Genomic DNA, 23,106 nt, shown 5'->3' on the forward strand with positions numbered 1-23,106 from the left:
GCACAGGTTGATGATTTATTCCGTTCTTAAGCTCTTTACAGGGTTTACTATAGCGGCTTTTATACTCTGATAACTTACGGTGATTACGGCAACGGCAATCCCTAAAGAAGCCGCAAGCACAAATACCCACCAACCTATTTCTATCCGATATGAAAAATCCTCCAGCCATTTGTTCATGGCATACCAGCCAATGGGGAGCGAGATGACTATCGAGACAACGACCAACTTGAGAAAATCTACCGTAAGCCTGTACGAAATCTGACTTACGGTAGCCCCCAATACCTTTCTTACCCCGATTTCTTTTGTGCGTTTTTGAGCATTAAAGGCAGCTAATCCAAATAATCCCAAACAAGCAATAAAAATGGAAAGAACGGTAAATATGACAAATATCATGCTCAGCCGCTGTTCGGCTTCATACGTAGTATTGAAGGAGTCGTCCATGAACCGATAATTAAACGGTTGCCCTGGGGCAAAAACATCCCAAACATTCTCGATATCGGCAAGGGTCCTTGTATAATCACCTGTGTTTATTTTTGCCGCCAAAATCCCAGGGGTTTCTCTCCAAAAAAGACCCAAGGCACTTATGTTTTCCCTTAGGGATTCATAGTGGAAATCTTTTATAACCCCGATAACTTTATGGAACTGTGGTCTTTCTAAATCTATATCTTGAGAGATTTGGGTTCCTATAGCCTCTTCGGCGTTCATTCCCAAAACTTTTAAAGTTGCCTCATTAATGATTACCGCCATGGAATCTGTGGCAAATTGTTTATTGAAATTACGGCCAGCGATCAGTTCCATATCCAATGTGGTAATATAATCCGGGTCCACGCTCCAAGCCTGCATCTGAATAGCATTTTCTTGGGTCATAGCCCCTTCCCTAAAATAGGAACTGTTAGACCTTGAGGATGGTGTGGGCAGATAAAAGCTTATCGTAGCGTTTTTAACATCCGCTATCTTTAACACCTCTTCTTTGAACGACGATAAATTATCCCCTACCGCAAAAACATCATCTACCAGTACGATTTGACTTTTTGAAAAACCCAAGTCCTTACTCTGTATAAAGTTTAATTGCTGGAAAACGACCATGGTACTTACGATTAAAAAAATAGATATGGTAAATTGAAAAACAACTAAGGCGTTCCTTATTTTTCCACCTCCTACATTACTTTGCGCCCCACCTTTAAGAGTTTTTACGGGCCTGAATCTTGACATAAAAAATGCAGGATAACTACCAGAAAATAATGCCAATAAAACAGTGGCTACCATCAATAGACCCCAAAATAGCGGATTGAAAAAAGGAATGGACACTGATTTTGCCGATAGCTCATTAAAAAATGGCAGTACCAGAATGGTTATAATAAGTGCAACGGCCAAAGAAATGAACGAGATCAGACCCGACTCCGTTAAGAACTGCCTGATTAATTCCCTTGTATTAGAACCCAAAGTCTTACGTACGCCAACTTCTTTAGCGCGCTTTAATGAATAGGCCGTAGAAAGATTCATGAAATTAACACATGCCAGCACTATGAGAAAAAGGCCTATAAAGGAAAGTATGTAAATATTTTGAATACTGCTGTTCGCACTCATTTCAGCATCCCTATCTGAATACAGATGGATGTCCGTCAATGGCATTGTATGGTATCTTAAATAATTACCGGCTTCTATAAAGGACTTTTTGGTAATTCCCGGAAAGTGTTGTTGAGCCCATGGTAACATATAGGTATCCAACATTCCGGTCAACGGTTCTTGAAAATCCGCAACATCGGCAGATGGGATGAGTTTAACAAATGTGAAATAATTATTGCTTCCCCAATTGACCAATTGGGCATCTGCATAACCAGACATGGCCATAAAGACGGTATGATCCCTCAGAAAAGAGTTTTTTGGTAAATCATCAATTACTCCTGTAACCGTATAAGTGTCACTATTATTTAACAACATGATCTGCCCAAGAGCGTTTTCAACCCCAAAATGCTTTTCTGCCGCAGTTTTGGTCAACACCATCGTATTTGGTTGCACCAACGCTTTATTTGCATCGCCTACCAATAAATCGATTCCGAAGAAATCAAACAACGTAGAATCCGCAAACGCAACCCTTAGTTCTTTTGTATTGGTTTCTGTTCCCGTTTTTCTGAGCAGTAAACTCCCTCTATCCCGAAACCGCACAGTGGATTCTACTTGTGAAAAGTCCTGTTGCATGGTGGCCGCCATAGGAGCGGAAGCCTCCGCAGAATCTCATTTCGGCTCCACCAAATTTAATGTCCGTATCTATCCGATAAATACGCTCGGCATCGGCGAACATTTTATCATAATTCAGCTCATCGTGAATATAAAGTGAAATCAATATTCCCCCGGCCATACCAATGGCCAGTCCAAAGGTATTTAGGAAAGTAAAAAAGGGTTGCTTTTTGAGACTTCTCCAAGCTATTTTAAGGTGATTTTTAAACATGATTATTATGATTTTGATTGATGATGGCCCTTAACACCTATTTCTAAGGACTAATTTTATGCCATTTATTTATAATATTGATTTTCAAATAGTTACATAATGTAAAGGTTCTAAGCTGTAAAATTTTTAGACAAACGATGTACAATATATTTACAAGGACTATTTTAATTTTCAATTGTTACATAACTGATAGTTCAGCGTTCTAACTTAATAGGAACTACTCTGTCCGAAGACTTTTTACCGGATTGGCAAGTGCCGATTTTACCGATTGAAAACTCACGGTAAGGACCGTAATCAGTAAAGCAAAACCTCCTGCCAAGGCAAAAACCCACCATTGAATGTCAATGCGATAGGTATAATCTTCTAACCACCTTTGCATAAAGTAATAAGCGATAGGTGATGCAATGAGAAATGCAACGCCCACCAGTTTAATAAAATCCTTCGTTAAAAGCTGCACAACGGAATTGATACTGGCTCCCAAAACTTTTCGAATCCCTATTTCCTTTTTCTTCTGTTCCGCTACGTAGGAGACCAAGCCAAAAAGACCCAAGCAACTTATTAGAATTGCCAGAATGGTGAAAACCACTGAGATTTGACCCAATCGTTTTTCTTCGTCATACAGTTTTACAACCTCTTTATCCACAAACCGATAATCAAAGGGAACATTATTTACCGTGGCCTTCCATTGTCGTTCCAAACCTGATAATAGCTGTTGGTAGTCTGCTGTCTGCGTCTTAATGAACAACCAGTTAGGCTCATCCTCTTTATAAAGAAATAAAGGTGCTATCTCATTTTTTAAGGATGCAAAATGATAGTCTTTTGCAACACCTATAATACGCATTTCATAAGTCTCATCTCCAAAACTCTGTACAAGTCTTGAACTTAAAGCTTCTTCTTCCTTAATATCGAAAACCCGTAATGTCGCCTCATTTACAATAATTTGATCTGTGGTATCCGCCGGAGTAAAATCCCTTCCTTTCAGCAACGGAATGTTCATTGTTTCAAAATATCCTTCACTTATTCCCTGACGTTTCACGATTGTAACATTTTCGCGACTCCCTCCAGGTAAATACAGACCATTGTCATTTAGGATGACCTCTGACGGCGCATAATTACCGCTGGACACATTGACAACCCCGGGTACGTTCAAAAAGGATGACTTTAGGGATTCGAACTTATTGGAAGCCTCAGCTGTACCTATTCGAAGTGCCAATAGATTTTCCTTTTGAAAACCTAAATCCTTGTTTTGAGCAAACCGGAATTGCTGTGTTACAATAATTACCGTAGCTACAAGACTAATGGAGACCACAAATTGAAATACCACCAAAACCTTTCTAAAAGTACCATTACCCGACTGTAAAATTGTAGAGCTTTTTAAGGCTTTAATCGGTTTAATCGAGGAAAGGATTATGGCTGGGTAAATACCCGAAACCAGACCTGTAATGGTACCTAAACCAAATAATATGAAAATGATACGCCAATTAAATAAATCCTGTAGCACTAAACTTGCATTCGTGAGTTCATTGACTACTGGAAGTAGAAGAATGGTAATGGGAATGCTTATCAGCATCGCAAAAAGTGATAAAAGTAAAGACTCCCCTAGAAATTGCCTTATCAGGATGTTTTTTCCTGCGCCCACTACCTTACGCACTCCTATTTCCTTGGCCCTTTTACTTGCCCTCGCCGTACTAAGATTAATGAAGTTTATACAAGCGACAAGTTGAATAAAAAATGCCAATGTAAGTAAGAAATAAAGATATTTGATATTGGAAACTTCATGAATTTGATTTTCCCGTCCTTCTGAATATAAATGGATATCCGAAACTTTCTGCAACACCAGAACCTTATTGTCCATTCCCGCATCCTTGAGATCTTTGGCCCCTCTTTCTTGTATAAAGGTTGGCAACTTACGCTGTAATCCTTGGGCATTGCTATTGGGTTGCAGCTTTATATAACTATACACAAAATTGTTCGTTGCAAAGCTTGCAAAGTTTTGAACAAAAGTTCCCATACCGGGAGTGCTCATGCTTACAATATAATTTGGGTCCAAGTGAGATTTTTCAAAAGACTCATCAAAAACCCCCTTTACCGTTAAGGTTTGTGCGTCCGCCCCGCTTCCCCATGTTACATTTTTGCCCAAAGCCTTCTGACGGCCAAATAGTTTATTTGCCAAAGATGAAGAAAGTACCAAGGCATTGGGTTCGTTCAATGCAGTCTCCGGTCTACCTTCTAAAAATTTATAATTAAATATCTTGAAAAAAGTAGAATCCGCCATATAGACTCGAGGCTCATAGTAAGCATCCTCACTGTTGGCCGCCCCTATTAAATTGCTAGTAAAAACATCCGTTAAAACTACACGCGTTGCTTCCTGGACTTCCGGAAAATCTTCTTTTAATGCAAAAGCTGTGGGAGGTGATGCAGCGGCGGTATTCCAACTTGCTTTACCATCTCTTTCTATAATTGTTTCCACTCTATAGATAGTATCTGCATTTTCATGTTGCGTATCATAACCGAATTGAGCAAAGACGTACAGGACAATGGCAAGACAACTTACCGTGCCTATAGTAAGACCTAGCAAATTTATAATGGTCTGCTGTTTATTCTTGAGAAGGTTTCTCCAAGCGATTTTTATATATTGTTTTATCATGATTGATTGTTTTTTGATTGATACTTCAACTGTAATTTCGACTTCGCTGAGTGACTACACTCAATACAAGTTATTTATTCTGACCGTAAGCTTTTTACCGGATTTGTTCTTGCCGCCTTTACCGCGTGAAAACTTACAGTAGCTACTGCTATGGCCAAAGCAATACCTCCAGACATTGCAAAGACCCACCAACTTATATCAATTTGATACGCATAATCACTTAACCACTTGTTCATGGCATACCAAGAAAAGGGGGTGGCAATGAAAATGGCGATTAGTACAAGTTTCATAAAATCCTTGGATAAAAGCATTACGATGCTCGTAACCTCCGCTCCTAAAACTTTACGTACACCTATCTCCTTGGTCCTTTGTACGGCACTATAGGTAGCCAATCCTAGCAACCCTAAACAAGCGATTAAAATGGCAAGGAACGAAAAGATAGTAAAGAGGTTTTTAAACTTGAAATCGGCTTCATACTGTTCATTGAAAGATTCATCCAGGAAGCTATAAAGGAACGGGCGATGAGGCGCAAGTTCTACCCATTTTTGCTCAACATTGGTAATCGCTTGCTTTAAATCGGATGATTTGATCTTTAAGGAAAGGTATTTGCCATACTGTGAATAACGTAGCGCTAACGGGGCTACTGTTTGATGCAGGGACAAGTAATTAAAATCTTTTACCACTCCCACAATGGTTCCTTCCCGTCCCCATTGTTCAAAGCGTTTTCCTATAATATCCGATGCATTCGCGTATCCAAAACTCCTTGCAGCTGATTCATTAACGACCATTGCCTGGGTAGAGTCCGTTGCAAATTCCCTAGAGTAAGGTCTACCCGCAACCACCTCTATTTCGTAATGCGGTATAAAGTCGAAATCAATCTCATATAGAAAAGGTTCAAAATTTTCCATTTGACCTTCATTTGTTTCTACGCTGGTTCCCGCGGCGGGAAAATGACTTCCAGGTACCGTTCGTGAACCAGCAACTGAAACCACCTCTGGCAGCGTCATGAATTCGCTTTTAATGGTCTCCATATTGTCCAGTACCTCGCCGTCCCAGTTAAAATCAATAACCAATTGCTGCTCCCGGTCAAAGCCCAAATTTTTATCCAACATAAAGCCTAATTGAAAGTATACGATTACCGTGCTTGCAATCAACGCTATGGAAAGACTGAATTGAAATATGACCAATCCCTTTCGAAGTCTGTTCCCGTTCTGGGAACTTCTAAAGACACCTTTTAATACGCTTGAAGGCCTGAAACTTGATAGCACAAAGGCAGGGTAACTCCCTGATAACAAACCTAAAACCAATGCCGTGCCGACATAGGTAAAGACTGTGAAGCTATTGAAAAGTTCCCCTGTCAAAAATGGCTTTCCTGTGATTTCGCGCATTGCGGGAAGGCAAAGCATGACAAGTCCTAATCCCAATAGCGATGCCAAAAGAACCATAATCATGGACTCTCCCAGAAATTGATATATCAATCCCTTCTTATTGGCTCCTATCACCTTTCGAATACCCACTTCCTTGGCCCTTTCCAAAGATCGGGCTGTAGCCAAGTTCATAAAATTGATACTTGCTATGATTAAAATAAACAGGCCAATAATCGAAAAAATATAAATGTTGGAGAGACTTCCAGTTATACCAGGTTGCCTTGCCGCTTTCGATTGTAGATACGCTGAACTTAGGGGCTCAAAAGAAAGGTCATAGTAATATTCTGCATCTTCCGCTGGGCGGTTCCTTTTAAGGAATGCTGGCATTTTTGCCTGAAAAGCGGCTTGATCAAAATTCTCGTCGACCAAAAAGTAGGTATAAAAATCTACGTAGCCCCAAGAGTCAAAAATATTTGGCCTAGTCTGGTAAAACGAACTCATAGACATAAGCACATCAAAAGAAAAGTGTGAATTGGAAGGCACATCTTTCATTACCCCGGTAACCGTGTAAATACCATCATTTGCTCTTCCGCCTACACCATCAATAGTTTTACCCATGGGATCCTCATCTCCGAAATATTTCTTGGCGGTACTTTCTGTCAAAACAATGGAATAAGGAGCTTCCAAGGCAGTTTTAGGGTTGCCGGATAGCAGAGGCCATGTGAATACATCAAACGCACTGGGGTCCATATAAAAGCAATTGCTTTCCTGGAAAGAACGATTATTGTATTCCAACAAAATATCAGACCGACCAGAGAATTGTACTTTCTCTAATACTTCTGGAAAATCCGCTTTTAAGGCTGGCCCGACCGGTGCATTACCCCATATCCATCTATCTTCCAAATTATCGGGACTACCATGGTGCACCACCCTATAAATTCGATTTCCTTTTTCATGATAGCTATCATAGGAAAGTTCATTCTTAATGAACATTGCAATCAATAAAAAGCAGGTCATGCCTATGGCCAGACCACCAATATTAATTGCGGAATACCCTTTGTTTTTAAGAAGGTTTCGCCACGCGATCTTGATATAGTTTTTTAACATGATTCTCGTTTTTCTTGTACTGAAATTGATTCAGCGTCCTAGTTGTATTTCCTAATTCATTCCGTTCGTAAGCTTTTTACGGGGTTGGCATTGGCCGCTTTGATAGCTTGAAAACTAACCGTTAATAGTGCTATAGTAATAGCAACAGCTCCGGCAATAACAAATACCAACCAATTAATTTCAATACGATAAGCAAAACTTTCCAACCAATTTTGCATGGCATACCATGCCAATGGAATAGCAATTAAAATGGAAATAAATACTAATTTCATGAAATCTTTTGAAAGTAGGTTCACAATGCCAGAAACGCTGGCTCCCAATACCTTTCTTACGCCAATTTCCTTTCTACGTTGCTCTGCTGTAAATATTGAGAGGCCAAATAGCCCTAGACATGAAATAATTACGGCCAGCACGGCAAATATTTTTGAAAGGTTGCCCATAAGTTTTTCACTTCTGAACATGGCGTTAAAAGCGTCATCAACAAATTCGTATTCAAAAGGAAATGCAGGGTTATATTTTTTCATCACTACCTCCATCGTAGCCAATATTTCGGTCATTGGTATGCCGGATTTACCTTTAACGTACATGTAATTTGCATAATCGGGATTATTAAAAAACAATACCGGTTCGGCACTACCGTACAGATTACCGAATAAGTAATTTTTAACCACACCGATAATGTTGTAGGTTTCGCCCCTAATAATCGTCTTGTCAACCGCAGTTCCTTCACCCATCATTTTAGCTAGTGACTCAGAAACCAGAACATTTGTGCTATCGGCGGCAACATTATCACCAAAATTTCTGCCTTCAACTAATGTCATTCCGGCGGTTTCCAAAAAAGACGGAGTTATGTGTCTAAAGGAAATAAGTACATCTTCCGTGTCGGTGCCGCCCTTCCATTGAAAACCTGAACCATTATTACCACCGTAAAGGACTTGGGAATTGTTTAGGCCCACATTCTCAACCATTCCCGATGCAATCATATCTTGCCTGATGGGATTGAAATTTTTGACCATATCCCCGTTAACATTCATCTTAATGAGGTTCTCTTTCTGGTATCCCAAATCACGCCCCTTAACATGTTGTACCTGTTGGTAAACAATAATTGTACTGATAATAAAGATTATAGAAACTGCAAATTGCGTAACTACGAGTACTTTTCGTATTAGGCTTGCACTTCCTTCTTTAGCCTTTATACCTTTGATAACTTCCACAGGTTTGAAGGAGGATAGATAGAAAGCAGGATACCAACCTGCTAAAAGTCCACAAATGATGGTAATACCCAAAAGGGAAAGTAGATGCAAAGGCGAGAAAAGCCCAAGCTCTATCTGCTTTTCTACAAGTAGGTTGAACTCTGGTAACAATAGCAATAATAATAAAACACTAACGATGGAAGCGAGAGTTGCCGTAATAAGGGCTTCAGCCATAAACAGTGAAACCAATCTTCTTTTACCCGAACCTAGCACTTTGCGTACTCCAACTTCTTTGGCTCGTTTTTCGCTTCTTGCCGTGGAAAGGTTCATGAAATTAATACAGGCAATAAATAAGATTATAAATGCGATAAGCGCAAATAACCTCACATAAACGATTTGACCGCCCACCTTTTTCCCACCTTCAAAATGGGATCTCAGGTGCCAGTCTTTCATTGGGTGCAGAAAAGCGTAAGTCTCTGGGTTTCCAGTTATAGAGGGAAGTATTTTTTGAACTTTAGCATCAACTATCTTAAAATCAGCTCTTGGAGCCAGTTCTACAAAAGTGTCCGTAAACTTACTACCGTAATCTTGCATCCATTCTACACCGGCCGAGTAGCGTTCGAACGGAGCCAACCATTCAAATCCAAAACTTACGTTTGCGGGTAGGTCTTGAACAACTCCGGTAATAACATAATTATCGACATTATTTACTCTCAGAACCTTATTCAAAACAGGAGTATTCTCGCCGAATAAATCCGATACAGTTTTTTGGGTCAGTACTATGGCATCAGGTCTTTCAAAAGCGGTTTTAGAACTTCCTTCTATGAATTGTAGACTAAAAATCTCAAAAAAATCAGCATCGGCAAATCTTCCCTGTCTGTTAATTCCATTATCGCCTTCCGTAAAGAGTAAGTTTTCCGAGGATGTTGCCACTGCCCTGACAATTTCAGGTATTTCCTCTTTTAGGTCTCGGGCCAATAGCATTGGTGTTGAATAAAAAGTACTCCATTCCCCTTCATATTTTTGATTTGTAGGCACGTAGTATATCAAATCTTGTTTTGGAAAAGTACTGTCAAAGTTCACTTCATCTTCAACCCAAAGAAATATCAAACTAGCACAGGTAATTCCAATGGCCAGTCCAAAAATATTAAGAGCACTATAACCTTTGTTCTTCCAGAGACTTCTCCACGCTATTTTGATATAGTTGTTAAACATGACTGTTCTAATTTTTTGGTCGATTAATTTGGTTGGCTATTTAATGCTGAAACCAGTTCAGCATCAATTGATGAATAAACTCCTACTGAGCAATTTGGCAACATGAATTGGCTGATTAGACCATTGCCCCAATAGCCCTATTTTGGCTTTCCGTAACTACTTGACCGTCGAATAGGTTTACGACCCTATGTGCATAATGTGAATCCCTGTCCGAGTGTGTTACCATTACTATAGTTGTTCCTTCCTGGTTCAATTCCGTCAACAGGTTCATTACTTCAATACCATTTTTGGAATCCAAATTTCCTGTAGGCTCATCCGCAAGAATCAATTTTGGATTGGTAACTACTGCCCTGGAAATAGCCACACGCTGTTGTTGCCCTCCGGATAGTTGCTGTGGAAAATGTTTTTCCCTATGGGCTATCTTCATGCGCTCCAATACCTTCATCACCTTTTCTTTTCGCTCGCTCTTACCCATTTTTAAATAGATAAGCGGAAGCTCAACATTCTCATAAACCGTAAGTTCATCTATAAGATTGAAGCTTTGGAATACAAATCCCAAGTTGCCCTTTCGTAATTGAGTACGCTGACTTTCCTTGAGTCCGCCCACTTCATTGCCCGCGAAGTTGTAGCTCCCCTCCGTTGGGTTGTCCAACATTCCAATGATGTTCAGCAGCGTAGATTTTCCACACCCAGAAGGACCCATGATAGCGACAAATTCACCATCTTCTACTTTTAGGTTTACATTGTTCAAGGCCAAGGTTTCTACCTCCTCTGTCTTGAAGCTCTTTTTTAAATTTTTAATCGTTATCATTTGTTCACTTATTAGACCTACCAACCGGCAGGCGGGTTATAGTTGCTTTATTAAAGACCTTTTGGACTTGTTGTCCGTTGCATTTATAATTTATTTTAATACTATTCTTTCTGCTTCTCCGAAGCTGTCATAGTTACTTGTGATCACTTCCTCTCCCGCTTCCAGACCTTCCAGTACTTCATAATACCTAGAATTCTGTTTGCCTACACGGATATTACGCTTTAAAGCCTCATCCGATCCGGGTGCTACCACAAATATCCATTGACCCCCGGTACTCTGGAAAAAGCTTCCTTTAGGTAAAAGCAATGCATTACTGGATTCACCTAATTGCAACTTAATGTTATAGCTCTGCCCTGCTCGTATGGTTTCCGGTTTACTGTCGGTAAATACCAAATCAACACGAAACCTACCATTACGCACTTCAGGATATACCTTTCGCACCCTTAAAGGGAAATCATTCCCATTTCTTTCAAAGCTCGCCGTCAAATCCCGTTTAACGCGATCTATGTAGTGCTCGTCTATCTCTGCCTCAATTTTATAATCCGTAAGCACATTTAATTGGCCAATACGCTGTCCTTGTGAAATATTCTGTCCGATTTCAGCATCCAGAAACCCTAATTGACCATCCGCAGGAGCACGCACGTTCAGGTGGTCCAAACGTTGATATACCATTCCCAGGGTTTTTTGCATCCGATTTAAATCGGCCTCCAAAACTGGCAAAGATGTTTTTCTTAATTCATCATCGTTCTCTGTCTGTACCTTTACAATTTCATATTGTTTTTTTGAAAGCTCATAGTTTTCCTTTGACAACTGATATTCTTCTTTCGATATCAACTCCTCCTCATAAAGCGCCTTATTCTGCTCATAATTTCTTTTTAACCGTTGCAAATCCGTACTGGCCGTCGCTAATGACCTCCTACCTTCCACCTGTCTGGAGTCAAAAGTTAGTTTGGTGGAACGTAAGTCATTCTGCTTTAAGGCCAGATTACTCTCGCTAGCTAGAATTTGCTCGTACAGGTTCATATTTTCCAATTTTAGGATAATGTCCCCTTCCTTTACCATGGCACCTTCCTCTATTAATTTTTCGGTGACACGTCCGCCCTCGTAGGCATCCATATAGATAGTAGTTATCGGGGCTACTGTACCATTTATAGTGATGTAATCATCAAATTTGCCTTGGGTTACGGTCGCAATAGAAAGTTTATCCTTCTCGGTCCTATACGTGGAGACCGAACTTGCAAAAAGAAGCTGATAGCCAACGAACAAGACCAACAGGCCTAAAGCTATATACCCATAATGTTTGGGGCGTAATCCTTTTTTCTTTTCTAATTTTATATCCATCTTTCTAGTTAATCGTTTTTGTTAATATTAAATACCGGAAGCCCTCTGTAAAAGTCCAAAGTACTTTTATTTATTTCCGACCTCAACCTCACTTGTAAATTTTCATTCTGGGCGCTGGCGAACAGATTTTTTGCAGTAAACAATTCAATGCCGTTAATCAATCCTTTTTCATAGCGCCTCTGCGCAATAGTAAAAGCCATTCTTTGCGCTTCCATATTCTGAACACTTTGCTCCGACTGCACCAACAATGAGTTGTGCTCCTGTACTAATTGTTGAATCGTTTGAAATAGCACCTGTTCTTGTACCTCTAGATTATTCTGTTGTCTAAGCTTTTCTATTTTAGCCTGTTTCACCCTTGAGCGCGCCGACCACCCATTACTAATAGGGACATTTAAACTCAAACCATAAAATCTGGAGGTATTGTCCCTAAATTGTTCGCGAAAGGGCAAAGTATTTCCTAGAGAATCCCGAAAAGTTTCAAAATAGCCCGTACCGATACCTGCAAATAGGGATAGTGAAGGATAAAGATCTCCCCTTGCCACGCCCACTTGCTTTTTTGCCGCTTGGGCCCTTAGTTCTTGTGCCTTTATTAAAGGCAAGAATTCTCGTGCTTTTGAATAGACAGTGTCCGAACGCATCTTTGATGCTGTTTCTGTTTGTGCTACTTGCCCAATGTCAGGTACAATTTCTATCTCGGAAGTATCTTCCAGGTTCATTTCTTGAATCAAGGTTAACTTCGCCGCCGCCAACTGATTCTCACTTTGGGTGAGGTTTAATTCATCGGCCAATAATGCGGATTTTGCCTCGTATAGGTCAGCACCGGCCATTAAACCTAATTCTATCTGTTTCTCGACCAACTTCAAATTAGTTTCGGAGACCGTTAATTGCTCACTCGCAATGGCCACTAAACCTTCAAAGAACCGGATGTTGTTAAACGCTTGCATAACGCGAAACGCCAAAAGGTATTTTTGCTGTAGCAACTCTTCCTTCGCCGCCTTATATAGAAATTTAGATGCCTTTATAGAATTGATTTTTTGAAAACCTTGAAATAAATCAATATTAGACTGCAATGAATAATTATTTGAGAAAAAGTCTTGAACCACGAACGTTCCCGTATTAGGATCTTCAGCTCTACCGGAATTTACATTGTAATTCGAATTGGCATTGAGTACTGGTAACAAGTTACGCACAGATTGTCTATAGGTTTCCCGGCCCGACTGCTCCGTAAAGTTAAAATCGTTTAGCTGAAGGTTGTGTTCCAAAGCATAGGCCACACATTCGTCTAAAGTCCATTTATCTTGAGCGGTCAACGTTAAGCCGAACACAACTGTAAATAGTAGGGATATTTTGAATTTAGTAATCATATTCTTTATTGGTGTGCCAAACAAATAACTATATGTATGCCAAGAATCTATTTTATTGGTTATCAGAATATTAAATAACAATATTTTACGTCATTCATAAATTACTGTAAAATAGTTGTACAGAGATTGTCAAAATATTTGACAACTTTATTTTATTCTGAATTAAAAATTCTAGCTTTAAACTACTTAATAGAATCAAAACTATGTTCAAAGCAATTTTACGGGTTTTATTTAAGGACCGCGAAATAAAAGAATCGTTACAATGACCGATGCAAAAATTCTGGTAATCGATGACAATAAAAGTGTACTAAGCGCTTTGGAAATCCTGTTACAGTTTGAATATAAAACTGTACAAACCTTATCGAACCCCAATCAAATTTCTTCCTTTCCAAATTTGTCTGAGATAGACATTATTCTTTTGGATATGAATTTCTCGGCAGGCGTAAATACCGGAAACGAGGGTTTGTATTGGCTGAGGGAGATTAAAAAGAAAGCACCACATATTTCGGTTATCATGATGACCGCCTACGGGGCAATTGACCTGGCCGTAGAAGCATTGAAAGAAGGAGCATCCGATTTCATTTTAAAACCATGGAACAATGAGCGACTGTTGACTACCGTGAAATCTGCCTATGAACTCAGGAAAAGCCAGAAAGAAGTACACCTCCTTAAACAGAAGGAAAGTAACCTAAAAAAGGTCATTAACCAGAACAAAAACTATATCGTAGGGAATTCTAAGGCATTGAACGCGGTAATGAATTTGGTACAAAAAGTTGCGAAAACTGATGTAAACGTTTTGGTGACGGGCGAGAACGGCACCGGAAAGGAATTAATTGCTAGGGAATTACACAAACTATCACGTCGCAATAATGAAGTCTTCATCTCCGTGGATATGGGTTCCATCTCCGAAAACCTTTTTGAAAGTGAGTTGTTCGGTCATGTAAAGGGTTCGTTTACGGATGCCAAAGAGGACCGCATTGGAAAGTTTGAGGCTGCCAACGGGGGTACCTTATTTTTGGACGAAATCGGCAATTTATCACTCCAGACCCAAGCGAAACTTTTGTCGGCCATACAGAATAGGGTCATCGTAAGAGTTGGCTCCAATAAGCCCATTCCCGTAAATATCCGGTTAATTTGTGCCACCAACTGTAATTTGGACCAAATGGTAGCGGACGGTCTTTTTAGGGAAGATTTATTATACCGTATCAACACCATACGTGTAGAGGTTCCTCCCTTACGGGAACGGGATGGTGATATTTTGGTTTTGGCGGACTTTTACTTGAACAAGTTCATTAATAAATATGGTAAACAAGGGTTAAGAATCAACCAAGCGGCACAGGAGAAATTAATGGCCTACAAATGGCCAGGTAATATTAGGGAGCTTCTGCATACCATGGAACGTGCTGTAATTCTATCGGAAGGAAATGTTTTAAAACCGACCGACTTCCTATTAGATTTGAAAAACGCGGTTTCTTTTGAAAGCGGACCTAGCACTTTGGAAGAGATGGAATTATTGATGATAGAAAATGCCCTTAACCAAAATGACGGGAATTACAGTGCAGCGGCCGATCAGTTGGGTATTTCCCGACAAACACTTTATAATAAACTAAAGAAAAAGCCCTCAAAATGATAAGTAATCTAATTCTACAAGAAATAAAACCATCAACTTTTAAACTTGTCTGAACCTTGAACTTTGAACCTGAAACACTAGTATGGTAAGCCGCAATATTTATTTACAGTTGGTGTTCCGCATCATATTTGTAGCTGTAACAGTGGTCATTTCCACCTACTTTTTCTTTAAGGGCCAATATATAATTGGGAGTATGGGGGTGTTCATATTGGTAGGCCAAATTGTTGCCCTTATTAACTATGTCAATCAAACCAACCGAAAAATAGCCTATTTTTTTGACGCCATTAAGAATGAAGATTTTACGCTGCGTTTTCCGGAAAAATTAAGTGTGAAGTCTCTGGAGGAACTGAACCATAGCCTCAACATGCTGAACAGTATGATTCAGGACATTCATTTGAAAAAACAGGCTCAGGAGCAATACTACCAAGAAATACTAAGGCAAGCGGACATTGGTATATTTACGATCAATCAAAAAGGTCATATCCTCTATGCCAATCCAACGGTTCAGAATTTATTTAATTACAGGCCCTTAAATCACGTTAAGCAACTCAACCAGGTAGACAACAAGCTCTATGAGCTATTCAAAGATTTGGAACCTTTTGATAATATTATTTTCCAATTGGGAAATGAACGTGGCAAAAGGGCCCTAAGCCTAAAGTGCACCCCTATTACCATTGAAGGGCAGGTCTTATTGCTCGTCGTAGTCCATGATATCCACAAAGAATTGGACGAAAAGGAAACGGATTCTTGGGTAAAATTAATCCGTGTACTCACCCACGAAATTATGAATACGATAACCCCTATTACTTCCATTTCAGAATCCATTCTGAAATATTTCAGAAAGGGAAATCAACTTGCCTCGTCCAGCGATTTCACTCCGGACCAAATTAAAAATACGGCCAAAGGATTAGAGGTGATTAAAAATCAGGGCAACGACCTGATGAGTTTTGTACAGTCGTACAGGACCTTCCTCAGTGTTCCCGAACCGGACAAAGAACTTATTCCTGCTACAAGGTTGTTGGAGAAAATAAAATTGCTTGTAGAGGAGCAGAAAACCGATAAGGTGGTGGAAATCGATGTTTTGGTACATCCGGAGAATTTAGAAATTTTTGCCGATGAAAAGCAGATTACACAAGTATTGCTCAATCTTGGAAAAAATGCACAACAGTCACTTCAATATTCCGATGAAGGAAGAATTCAATTCAGGGCGGGAATCAATGAGCTGAATAAAAAATATATTCAGGTTGTTGATGATGGGCCGGGAATAACCCCTGAACTTATCGACGAAATTTTTGTGCCTTTTTTTACTACTAAAAATACGGGGACAGGTATTGGACTTAGTCTCTCCAAACAGATTATGCGTCTTCATGGAGGTAGCATTAGTGTTGCCTCCAATGAGAACACCGTCTTTACGCTAATCTTTGATTAATCTAGATTTTGCTTAAATGAAATAGAATTATGAAGCTTTGGTTTCTTACAGTCCTATCTCGAAGCTATAACTCATCTTCAGCTCTCAATTCCTTCCAAGGGTCCCAAAAGTGCTTCTCCAGGTTTATTATTTGATTGTCGACTACTTCTATTCCTTCGCTTTCCAATAATTGCTGCATAAGGTTAGTTCCATCAAAATGATGCTTACCAGTCAACAAGCCTGCTTTATTGACCACTCTATGGGCAGGAACATCTTCCATATTACCTGACCCGTTCATGGCCCATCCGACCATTCTGGCACTTCTAGCCGCACCCAGATACTTTGCGATGGCACCATATGAAGTGACGCGGCCGAAAGGAATTTGCCTGACCACATCATAGACTTTTTGAAAGAAGTTGTCGTTCTGCGCCATCTTATCTGTTATAAACTCGAATAACGGTTATTATTAACAACAAAAACATTAAACCCGACAGAATATAATTGGCGTTCTTACCAAATTTATTGGTTTTATGTTCCAATTTGTTAAAGTAGAAAACATACAAATACAATACGGAAAAAGTACCAAGACCTGCAGCTAAAACAAAAATGACGATATCCCAAACCATGAACTTGATCCAGCCGGACGCATTCCACATAATATTAAGGCCACTATAGTAGGGTATTGTTAAAAGATTAACGCCTGCTAGAAACATTCCTTTAAAATAGCTGTTTCTTTTACTGATTTTTATCGCTTTGATTTTCTTCTTCTTATCCCTTTTCGCAAGTACAAAAAAATAGACTGCCAAGGCGGCAAAAACAAAAACGGCAATCTTTAAAAGCACCGCAACAACATCTGGATTTCTATCTAAAAACTTGGAAATAAAAACGGCCACAGTCGCCTGAAGCATTATCATCGTTGAAACGCCTAAACTAAAGATGATACCATTTAATTTATCCTTCTCTACACTTGTTTTCGCAGCATTCATATTCAACAACCCTGGTGGTACCGTGGCCATGAAAGCCGCCGAAAAAGTTGCGAAGAATAGAATTAGCAAGTGCGTCATTTGGTCAATTGGTCTTAAACTGAAACTAGTTCAGCCTAAATTGGATGTAGGTTATTGGTTTGCCTTTTTCAAGATACTGATTTTCATAGAAAGTCTGTATTTCCAATACCTCTTTTGGACTACCTTCATTTTTATAAACATCGTGGTTGGCATAGATTATCTCATATCCCAATCCGTGCAAAAGACCCAAGGTGTAACCGTGCATAAATTCACTATCTGTCTTAAGGTGAATAGTGCCATTTGGCATAAGGATTTTTCTGTATTTCTCTAAAAACGAAAGATTGGTCATCCTATGCTTCGTTCGCTTGTATTTGATTTGGGGGTCTGGAAATGTTATCCAAATTTCGGAAACTTCATTCTTTGAGAAAAGTCGATCTGTGAGTTCAATCTGTGTTCTTAAAAAAGCGACATTCTGCAAATTTTCTTCCATGGCGGTTTTTGCTCCTCTCCAAAAGCGTGCTCCTTTTATATCTATTCCTATAAAATTTTTATTGGGATTTCGTTTGGCTAGACCAACGGTATACTCCCCCTTACCACACCCTAACTCTAGTACAATTGGATTATCGTTCCCAAAATGCTCGTTCCATTTTCCCTTGAGTTCAAAACCCTCTTGAATTTCCTCCCTAGTTGGTTGTATAACATTCTGGAATGTCTTGTTTTCTTCGAATCTTTTAAGCTTGTTTTTACTTCCCACGGTCAACTTTATAAGTGCCAACAAAACTACTAAAATTCAATATTGAAGGTGGTATATATGGCTAGGCTATTTTAGATTTACTTTTTTCCAGGGTAAATGAAAATTCAGACCCAACATCTTCTACACTTTCTACATATATTTTTTCACCATGCGCCTCTATAATGTGTTTTACGATGGCTAGCCCAAGGCCGGAACCTCCCTCTCTCCTGCTTCCACTCTGATCAACCCTATAAAAGCGCTCAAAAAGTCTTGGAATATGTTGTTTTGGAATTCCTTCACCATTATCCGTGACCCTGATAATTACCTTATTCTTAACCAAATTCTCCACACTAACTTCCGTTGTGCCATCCTCATTACCGTATTTTATTGAGTTTACGAGAAGGTTCGTCAGCACTTGCTGAATTTTTTCCTTGTCGGCAAAAACAAGAATAGGCTCGTCGTAATTGGTGTCAAAAGTTAGGATAATGTTCTTTTTCGCGGCTTTCATCTCCAAAAGTTCAAAAACACTTTCTATAAGTTCAATAATATCAAAAGTTGTCTTTTCCAAACTGAGGTCACCAACTTCAAGTTTGGTTATTAAATCCAAGTCCTTGACAATATAAATGAGCCGATCCACCGCTTTATTGGCCCTAGTTATATATTTCTTCCGAACACTTTTATCATCAATGGCCCCATCTAAAAGTGTCTCTAAATAACCTTGCACTGTAAACAATGGCGTTTTTAATTCATGGGAAACATTCCCTAGAAAATCCTTTCGATATTCTTCCCTTATTTTTAAGGTGTCGATTTCAATTTTTTTATCCTGCGCAAATTTTTCTATTTCAGCCGTTAGCGTTCGCATATCCGTAGTAATGGGGCCCGTAGACAGCGAAGAGGATTCTAATAGCGCCACATCATCATAGATTTTTTTAATCCTCTTGTAGATAAATTTTTCGATACGTACTTGAAGAATTACAAATGAAGAAAGGAAAGTAAAAAGAACGATGGCAAGTAATAAATACCACCCCAATAAATCAAAGAACCAGAGTAGTGAGGTCAGAAATACAAAAATTATTATTGAAATGTACCCTGCTGATTTAAAGGCAAACTTATATGATTTTTTGGAACGAACGGCCATCAGAGCACAAACTTATAACCTACTCCTTTAACCGTTTTGAAATGATCTTCACCAATCTTTTCCCGAAGTTTTCTAATATGCACGTCAATAGTTCTACCTCCTACTACTACTTCGTTACCCCAAACCTTATCTAGAATGACTTCTCTTTTGAAAACTTTACTTGGTTTTGAGGTAAGCAATGCCAAAAGCTCAAACTCTTTTCTTGGTAATATTATTTCCTTTCCGCTTTTAACAATCTTATATTCCTCCCTATTAATAATAATATCTCCAACCTGCATAATGTCTTCCTGGGAATTTTCACCTTGCTTAATCCTTCTTAAAAGGGCATTTACCTTACTAACAAGCACCTTTGGTTTTATCGGTTTTGTAATATAATCGTCCGCTCCAGCGTCAAAACCTGCCACTTGGGAATAATCCTCTCCCCTGGCTGTTAAAAAAGTAATTACGGTATTCTCCAGCCCAGGTGTTTTCCGCATAAGTTCACAAGCTTCTATCCCATCCATCTCTGGCATCATAACATCCAAGATGACAAGATGGGGAAGTTTCTTTTTAGCTTTTGCCACGCCATCCGCACCGTTTTTGGCGGTATATACATCATAACCTTCGGCTGAAAGATTATAGCTTACTATTTCTAAAATATCCGGCTCATCATCTACTAAAAGTATTTTGATGTCTTTCTTTTTCATGGTTTTTTCGTGAGGTTATTTTATCAAAAATACTCATTATACCATTATTAGGCAGTCGCTTAACATTCATTTAATATGGTAACCTTTAGCTAACACTAATAAAATAAATGTTTAACGTACAGATAACTTCATTTTCACACCTTCCTAAGATCTTTGCCACGGATTTTAGAAGAACTACATCTAATGAAAAAAATAGTACTAGTTATCTTGTTTTTATGCAGTTATTACGGGGTTGCTCAGGACACAGGAAGTATAGTAGGGAAGCTTATTGATAAAGAAGTTAATGATGAACCGTTGGCATTTGCTAACGTTTTGATTAAGGGAACCACAAAAGGAACTACCTCTGATTTTGATGGACTCTACGAAATTGCCAACCTAGAACCAGGAATATATACCGTAGTTTATAGTTATTTGGGTTATGAAACCGTAGAAATACCTTCCATTGAAGTAGTGTCAGGAAAGGTTTCAACGGTCAACGTTCCAATGAGAGCCTCCGCCGGGGTTTCCTTGGACGAGGTTGTGGTTACAGTTTCCGCAAGAAAAGATTCTGAAGTAGCACTGCTATTGCAACAAAAAAATGCAACGGTAATGCAAGAGGCCATTAGTGCAGAGGCGTTGACTTTAAAAGGAATTGATGATGCGGCCGCAGCCGTTTCACAAATTTCAGGTATCTCAAAACAGGAGGGTTCGAGTAATGTTTATGTCCGTGGTTTGGGAGACCGGTACCAGAACACCACCATGAATGGCTTATCCTTACCCTCCAATGATGTAAATAAAAAGAATATAGACTTAAATCTATTTTCCTCAAGTATTATTGAAAACGTTTCTGTGAGCAAAGCTTACAACTCCTCTTTTTATGGCGATTTTGCTGCTGGAAACGTAAATATAGATTCAAAGGAATATACTGGTGATGGTTATTTGGAGATAGCTTTGGGAAGCGGTGTCAACTCCAATGCCGCAGGTCAAGATTTTTTACAAAGTGAAGGAACAAGTTTTTTTGGATTTTATAACAGATACGACAACAACCCTTTTGCAGTAATCCTATCGCACGGAATTGATCCCGAAAGCATGGCTACTCCCATTAATATTAATGGGGCCATTGAAGGTGGTTACTCCGTAAATTTAAATGAAGAATCTAGACTTAGTTTCTTTGGAACAGCAAGTTTTAAAAATGGATACGAGTTTCTTGAGGGGCCTGCCAGAGATTTCACCAACGTATTGAAATTCGATTTTCCTAATACGGAGGAGTATGCGTATAAAACGACTACAACGGCACTTGGCAATATAGTTTACAAAATAAATAACGAGCATAAATTAAAATACAGTTCCCTGTTCATTAACAGCGCAACGGATGCCGTTAGTTTTTTTGGTACCCAAGGAGAAGGATTTAACCGTGATGGGATTACTTCTGACGACGGATTCTTTATCTCCAATATACAGTTTAACCAAGATATGATTTTTGTAAATCAGCTTACTGGACAACATCGATTTGATGAAAAATGGATATTGGACTGGGGTACAGGATATAACAAAGTCTTCTCGGATGAGCCGGATAGAAAGCGTATTACGCTAGAAAATTATCAGTTTGCCTTGGATAATGATCCGAATACGAACCCTGTATTTTTCACTAATACAGCTTTTGAAAATCAACGCTTTTTTCAAAGTATAGCGGATGATGAGCTTAATAGCTTTATCAATTTGACCAATACCATTTCTGACAAACTAACTTTAAAGTTTGGGTACAACGGTAGATCTAAAGAAAGGAACTTTTCTAGTATAAGATATGGTTATCGTGTTTTTGATCGGACCACTCCAGTGACGGACGTCAACAATTTTGATTCCTTTTTCACCATAGAAAATAGCAGCCTAATACCAACGGAAGATGCTCTTTATGAAATAAGGAATCTAAACCCTATCAATAATGATATTGGCGCGGTTAACAGACCTGGTCTACCGGACAACAGTTATCAAGGTAATTTAGATATTCATGCAGGATTCCTAACGGCGGAATGGAGCCTTAACGAAAAACTGCTTATCGTTCCAGGTATTAGGGCAGAATCTGTAAGCCAGAATATTCAATACGAGGTAATAAACCTTCCTCCTTCGGATCCCGGATTTAGAGATGTCTATGAAAACATTTTCCTGCCTAGCTTGAATATTCGTTACAAATTAACTGAAAATTCCAACCTAAGATTCGGTTTTAGTAACACGGTTTCCTTTCCTGAGTTTAAGGAAGTAGCCCCTTTTGTTTATGAAGGCGTAACCCAACGTTTTGGCGGTAATCCGGATTTATTCGGAGGCAAGAACGGCGAGGGTGTCAACTATTCAGACATCTATAATTTCGATATTAAATACGAGTGGTTTATGGAACGTGGTGAGCTTATTTCGGTAGCTGCTTTCAGTAAACTCATACAAGATCCTGTAAACCGAGTTATTGCGGCAGATGCAACAGGAACACAACGTCTTTTCCGTACCGGTGATCAAGCAGAGGTTTTAGGCATCGAGGTGGAAATGAGAAAGAATCTAATTACTGATGAAGATGAAAAAACTACGCTCTCATTAGGTTTAAATGCCGCATACACCTACACCAATCAAGATTTAAAAAATATAGAGGCCGGGGATGAAAATACCTTTGGAACTACTTTTGATCGAGATTCCGATGCATTACAAGGGGCATCGCCCTTTATAATTAATACGGATTTAAATTATAGTCCATCTTTTGAAAATTACAACCCTAAGGCAACTTTAGTATTCTCTTACTTTTCTGATAGGATATCCGCTCTAGGAGCAGGTTCATTAGGAAATATAGTAGAAAAAGCGGTTCCAACCCTAAACTTCATCTGGAAAAACCCTATCGGGGAACACTTTGAAGCTAATCTTAGTGCTACGAATTTGTTAAATCCGGATATCTCATTGATAAGGGAAAATACCGGGAATGGTGACATAGCCATTAGGGAATATAATCTCGGAATCAATATAGGACTAACACTTAAATATAAATTTTAAAAATTCC

The 23,106-nt window shown here is 39.1% G+C and carries 16 protein-coding genes; 3 read left to right on the forward strand and 13 right to left on the reverse strand.

The window, feature by feature from the left end; all coding sequences use genetic code 11:
* Positions 1 to 15 precede the first annotated feature (15 nt).
* The 8 genes from N8A89_RS05980 to N8A89_RS06010 form a co-directional block, all read right to left on the reverse strand.
* Positions 16 to 2,199 (reverse strand): FtsX-like permease family protein, encoded by a 2,184-nt coding sequence (locus tag N8A89_RS05980; protein ID WP_347343956.1) that lies wholly within the window; start codon positions 2,197 to 2,199, stop codon positions 16 to 18.
* Positions 2,150 to 2,449, reverse strand: coding sequence for an ABC transporter permease (locus N8A89_RS17685; protein ID WP_347343957.1), 300 nt, complete (start codon positions 2,447 to 2,449; stop codon positions 2,150 to 2,152). The genes N8A89_RS05980 and N8A89_RS17685 overlap by 50 nt, the downstream gene beginning before the upstream one ends.
* Positions 2,450 to 2,666: 217 nt before the next feature.
* Positions 2,667 to 5,096, reverse strand: coding sequence for an ABC transporter permease (locus N8A89_RS05985; protein ID WP_281541439.1), 2,430 nt, complete (start codon positions 5,094 to 5,096; stop codon positions 2,667 to 2,669).
* A 74-nt stretch (positions 5,097 to 5,170) separates the two neighbouring features.
* Entirely contained in the window at positions 5,171 to 7,570 is a 2,400-nt protein-coding gene (locus N8A89_RS05990) for an ABC transporter permease (protein ID WP_289645103.1), read from the reverse strand.
* Between the two features lie 56 nt (positions 7,571 to 7,626).
* The gene (locus N8A89_RS05995) at positions 7,627 to 9,978 is read right to left on the reverse strand and encodes an ABC transporter permease (RefSeq protein ID WP_281541442.1); all 2,352 of its coding nucleotides are present in this window, start codon (positions 9,976 to 9,978) and stop codon (positions 7,627 to 7,629) included.
* 115 nt (positions 9,979 to 10,093) lie between these two features.
* A complete protein-coding gene (locus tag N8A89_RS06000; protein ID WP_281541443.1) occupies positions 10,094 to 10,789 on the reverse strand; it encodes an ABC transporter ATP-binding protein in 696 nt (231 codons plus the stop codon).
* Positions 10,790 to 10,879: 90 nt separating this feature from the next.
* Complete coding sequence (locus N8A89_RS06005; RefSeq protein WP_281541444.1) at positions 10,880 to 12,130, reverse strand: efflux RND transporter periplasmic adaptor subunit; 1,251 nt, start codon at positions 12,128 to 12,130, stop codon at positions 10,880 to 10,882.
* 8 nt (positions 12,131 to 12,138) lie between these two features.
* On the reverse strand, positions 12,139 to 13,494 hold the full coding sequence (locus tag N8A89_RS06010) for a TolC family protein (RefSeq protein ID WP_281541445.1): 1,356 nt from the start codon (positions 13,492 to 13,494) through the stop codon (positions 12,139 to 12,141).
* Positions 13,495 to 13,756: 262 nt separating this feature from the next.
* Between N8A89_RS06010 and N8A89_RS06015 the strand changes: the two genes are divergently transcribed.
* Both N8A89_RS06015 and N8A89_RS06020 read left to right on the forward strand, forming a co-directional pair.
* Positions 13,757 to 15,124 (forward strand): sigma-54-dependent transcriptional regulator, encoded by a 1,368-nt coding sequence (locus N8A89_RS06015; protein ID WP_289645106.1) that lies wholly within the window; start codon positions 13,757 to 13,759, stop codon positions 15,122 to 15,124.
* Positions 15,125 to 15,236: 112 nt separating this feature from the next.
* Entirely contained in the window at positions 15,237 to 16,553 is a 1,317-nt protein-coding gene (locus N8A89_RS06020; protein WP_281541448.1) for a sensor histidine kinase, read from the forward strand.
* A 64-nt stretch (positions 16,554 to 16,617) separates the two neighbouring features.
* Here the strand turns inward: N8A89_RS06020 and N8A89_RS06025 are convergent, their stop codons facing one another.
* The 5 genes from N8A89_RS06025 to N8A89_RS06045 form a co-directional block, all read right to left on the reverse strand.
* Positions 16,618 to 16,965: an MGMT family protein gene (locus tag N8A89_RS06025; RefSeq protein WP_281541449.1), complete on the reverse strand. Its 348-nt coding sequence runs from the start codon at positions 16,963 to 16,965 to the stop codon at positions 16,618 to 16,620.
* A 1-nt stretch (position 16,966) separates the two neighbouring features.
* On the reverse strand, positions 16,967 to 17,596 hold the full coding sequence (locus tag N8A89_RS06030; RefSeq protein ID WP_281541450.1) for a LysE family transporter: 630 nt from the start codon (positions 17,594 to 17,596) through the stop codon (positions 16,967 to 16,969).
* A 25-nt stretch (positions 17,597 to 17,621) separates the two neighbouring features.
* The gene (gene trmB, locus N8A89_RS06035; protein ID WP_281543348.1) at positions 17,622 to 18,290 is read right to left on the reverse strand and encodes a tRNA (guanosine(46)-N7)-methyltransferase TrmB; all 669 of its coding nucleotides are present in this window, start codon (positions 18,288 to 18,290) and stop codon (positions 17,622 to 17,624) included.
* 61 nt (positions 18,291 to 18,351) lie between these two features.
* Positions 18,352 to 19,407, reverse strand: a complete 1,056-nt coding sequence (locus N8A89_RS06040) for a sensor histidine kinase (RefSeq protein ID WP_281541451.1) — start codon at positions 19,405 to 19,407, stop codon at positions 18,352 to 18,354.
* The gene (locus N8A89_RS06045; RefSeq protein ID WP_281541452.1) at positions 19,407 to 20,093 is read right to left on the reverse strand and encodes a response regulator transcription factor; all 687 of its coding nucleotides are present in this window, start codon (positions 20,091 to 20,093) and stop codon (positions 19,407 to 19,409) included. Before N8A89_RS06045 ends, N8A89_RS06040 begins: the two co-directional genes overlap by 1 nt.
* Positions 20,094 to 20,276: 183 nt before the next feature.
* Here N8A89_RS06045 and N8A89_RS06050 point away from each other — a divergent pair, with 183 nt between their 5' ends.
* The gene (locus N8A89_RS06050) at positions 20,277 to 23,099 is read left to right on the forward strand and encodes a TonB-dependent receptor (protein ID WP_281541453.1); all 2,823 of its coding nucleotides are present in this window, start codon (positions 20,277 to 20,279) and stop codon (positions 23,097 to 23,099) included.
* The last annotated feature ends 7 nt before the right edge of the window (positions 23,100 to 23,106 follow it).

Source organism: Maribacter aestuarii (assembly GCF_027474845.2).
GTDB lineage: Bacteria > Bacteroidota > Bacteroidia > Flavobacteriales > Flavobacteriaceae > Maribacter > Maribacter aestuarii.

What these genes read in the sequence shown, in the direction of transcription:
- N8A89_RS05990 (WP_289645103.1), bottom strand. Translation starts at nt 7,570, where the DNA reads ATGTTAAAAAACTATATCAAGATCGCGTGGCGAAACCTTCTTAAAAAC.
- N8A89_RS06000 (WP_281541443.1), bottom strand. Translation starts at nt 10,789, where the DNA reads ATGATAACGATTAAAAATTTAAAAAAGAGCTTCAAGACAGAGGAGGTA.
- N8A89_RS06045 (WP_281541452.1), bottom strand. Translation starts at nt 20,093, where the DNA reads ATGAAAAAGAAAGACATCAAAATACTTTTAGTAGATGATGAGCCGGAT.
- N8A89_RS05995 (WP_281541442.1), bottom strand. Translation starts at nt 9,978, where the DNA reads ATGTTTAACAACTATATCAAAATAGCGTGGAGAAGTCTCTGGAAGAAC.
- N8A89_RS06010 (WP_281541445.1), bottom strand. Translation starts at nt 13,494, where the DNA reads ATGATTACTAAATTCAAAATATCCCTACTATTTACAGTTGTGTTCGGC.
- N8A89_RS06030 (WP_281541450.1), bottom strand. Translation starts at nt 17,596, where the DNA reads ATGACGCACTTGCTAATTCTATTCTTCGCAACTTTTTCGGCGGCTTTC.
- N8A89_RS05985 (WP_281541439.1), bottom strand. Translation starts at nt 5,096, where the DNA reads ATGATAAAACAATATATAAAAATCGCTTGGAGAAACCTTCTCAAGAAT.
- N8A89_RS05980 (WP_347343956.1), bottom strand. Translation starts at nt 2,199, where the DNA reads ATGCAACAGGACTTTTCACAAGTAGAATCCACTGTGCGGTTTCGGGAT.
- N8A89_RS17685 (WP_347343957.1), bottom strand. Translation starts at nt 2,449, where the DNA reads ATGTTTAAAAATCACCTTAAAATAGCTTGGAGAAGTCTCAAAAAGCAA.
- N8A89_RS06015 (WP_289645106.1), top strand. Translation starts at nt 13,757, where the DNA reads ATGACCGATGCAAAAATTCTGGTAATCGATGACAATAAAAGTGTACTA.
- N8A89_RS06005 (WP_281541444.1), bottom strand. Translation starts at nt 12,130, where the DNA reads ATGGATATAAAATTAGAAAAGAAAAAAGGATTACGCCCCAAACATTAT.
- N8A89_RS06025 (WP_281541449.1), bottom strand. Translation starts at nt 16,965, where the DNA reads ATGGCGCAGAACGACAACTTCTTTCAAAAAGTCTATGATGTGGTCAGG.
- N8A89_RS06040 (WP_281541451.1), bottom strand. Translation starts at nt 19,407, where the DNA reads ATGGCCGTTCGTTCCAAAAAATCATATAAGTTTGCCTTTAAATCAGCA.
- N8A89_RS06050 (WP_281541453.1), top strand. Translation starts at nt 20,277, where the DNA reads ATGAAAAAAATAGTACTAGTTATCTTGTTTTTATGCAGTTATTACGGG.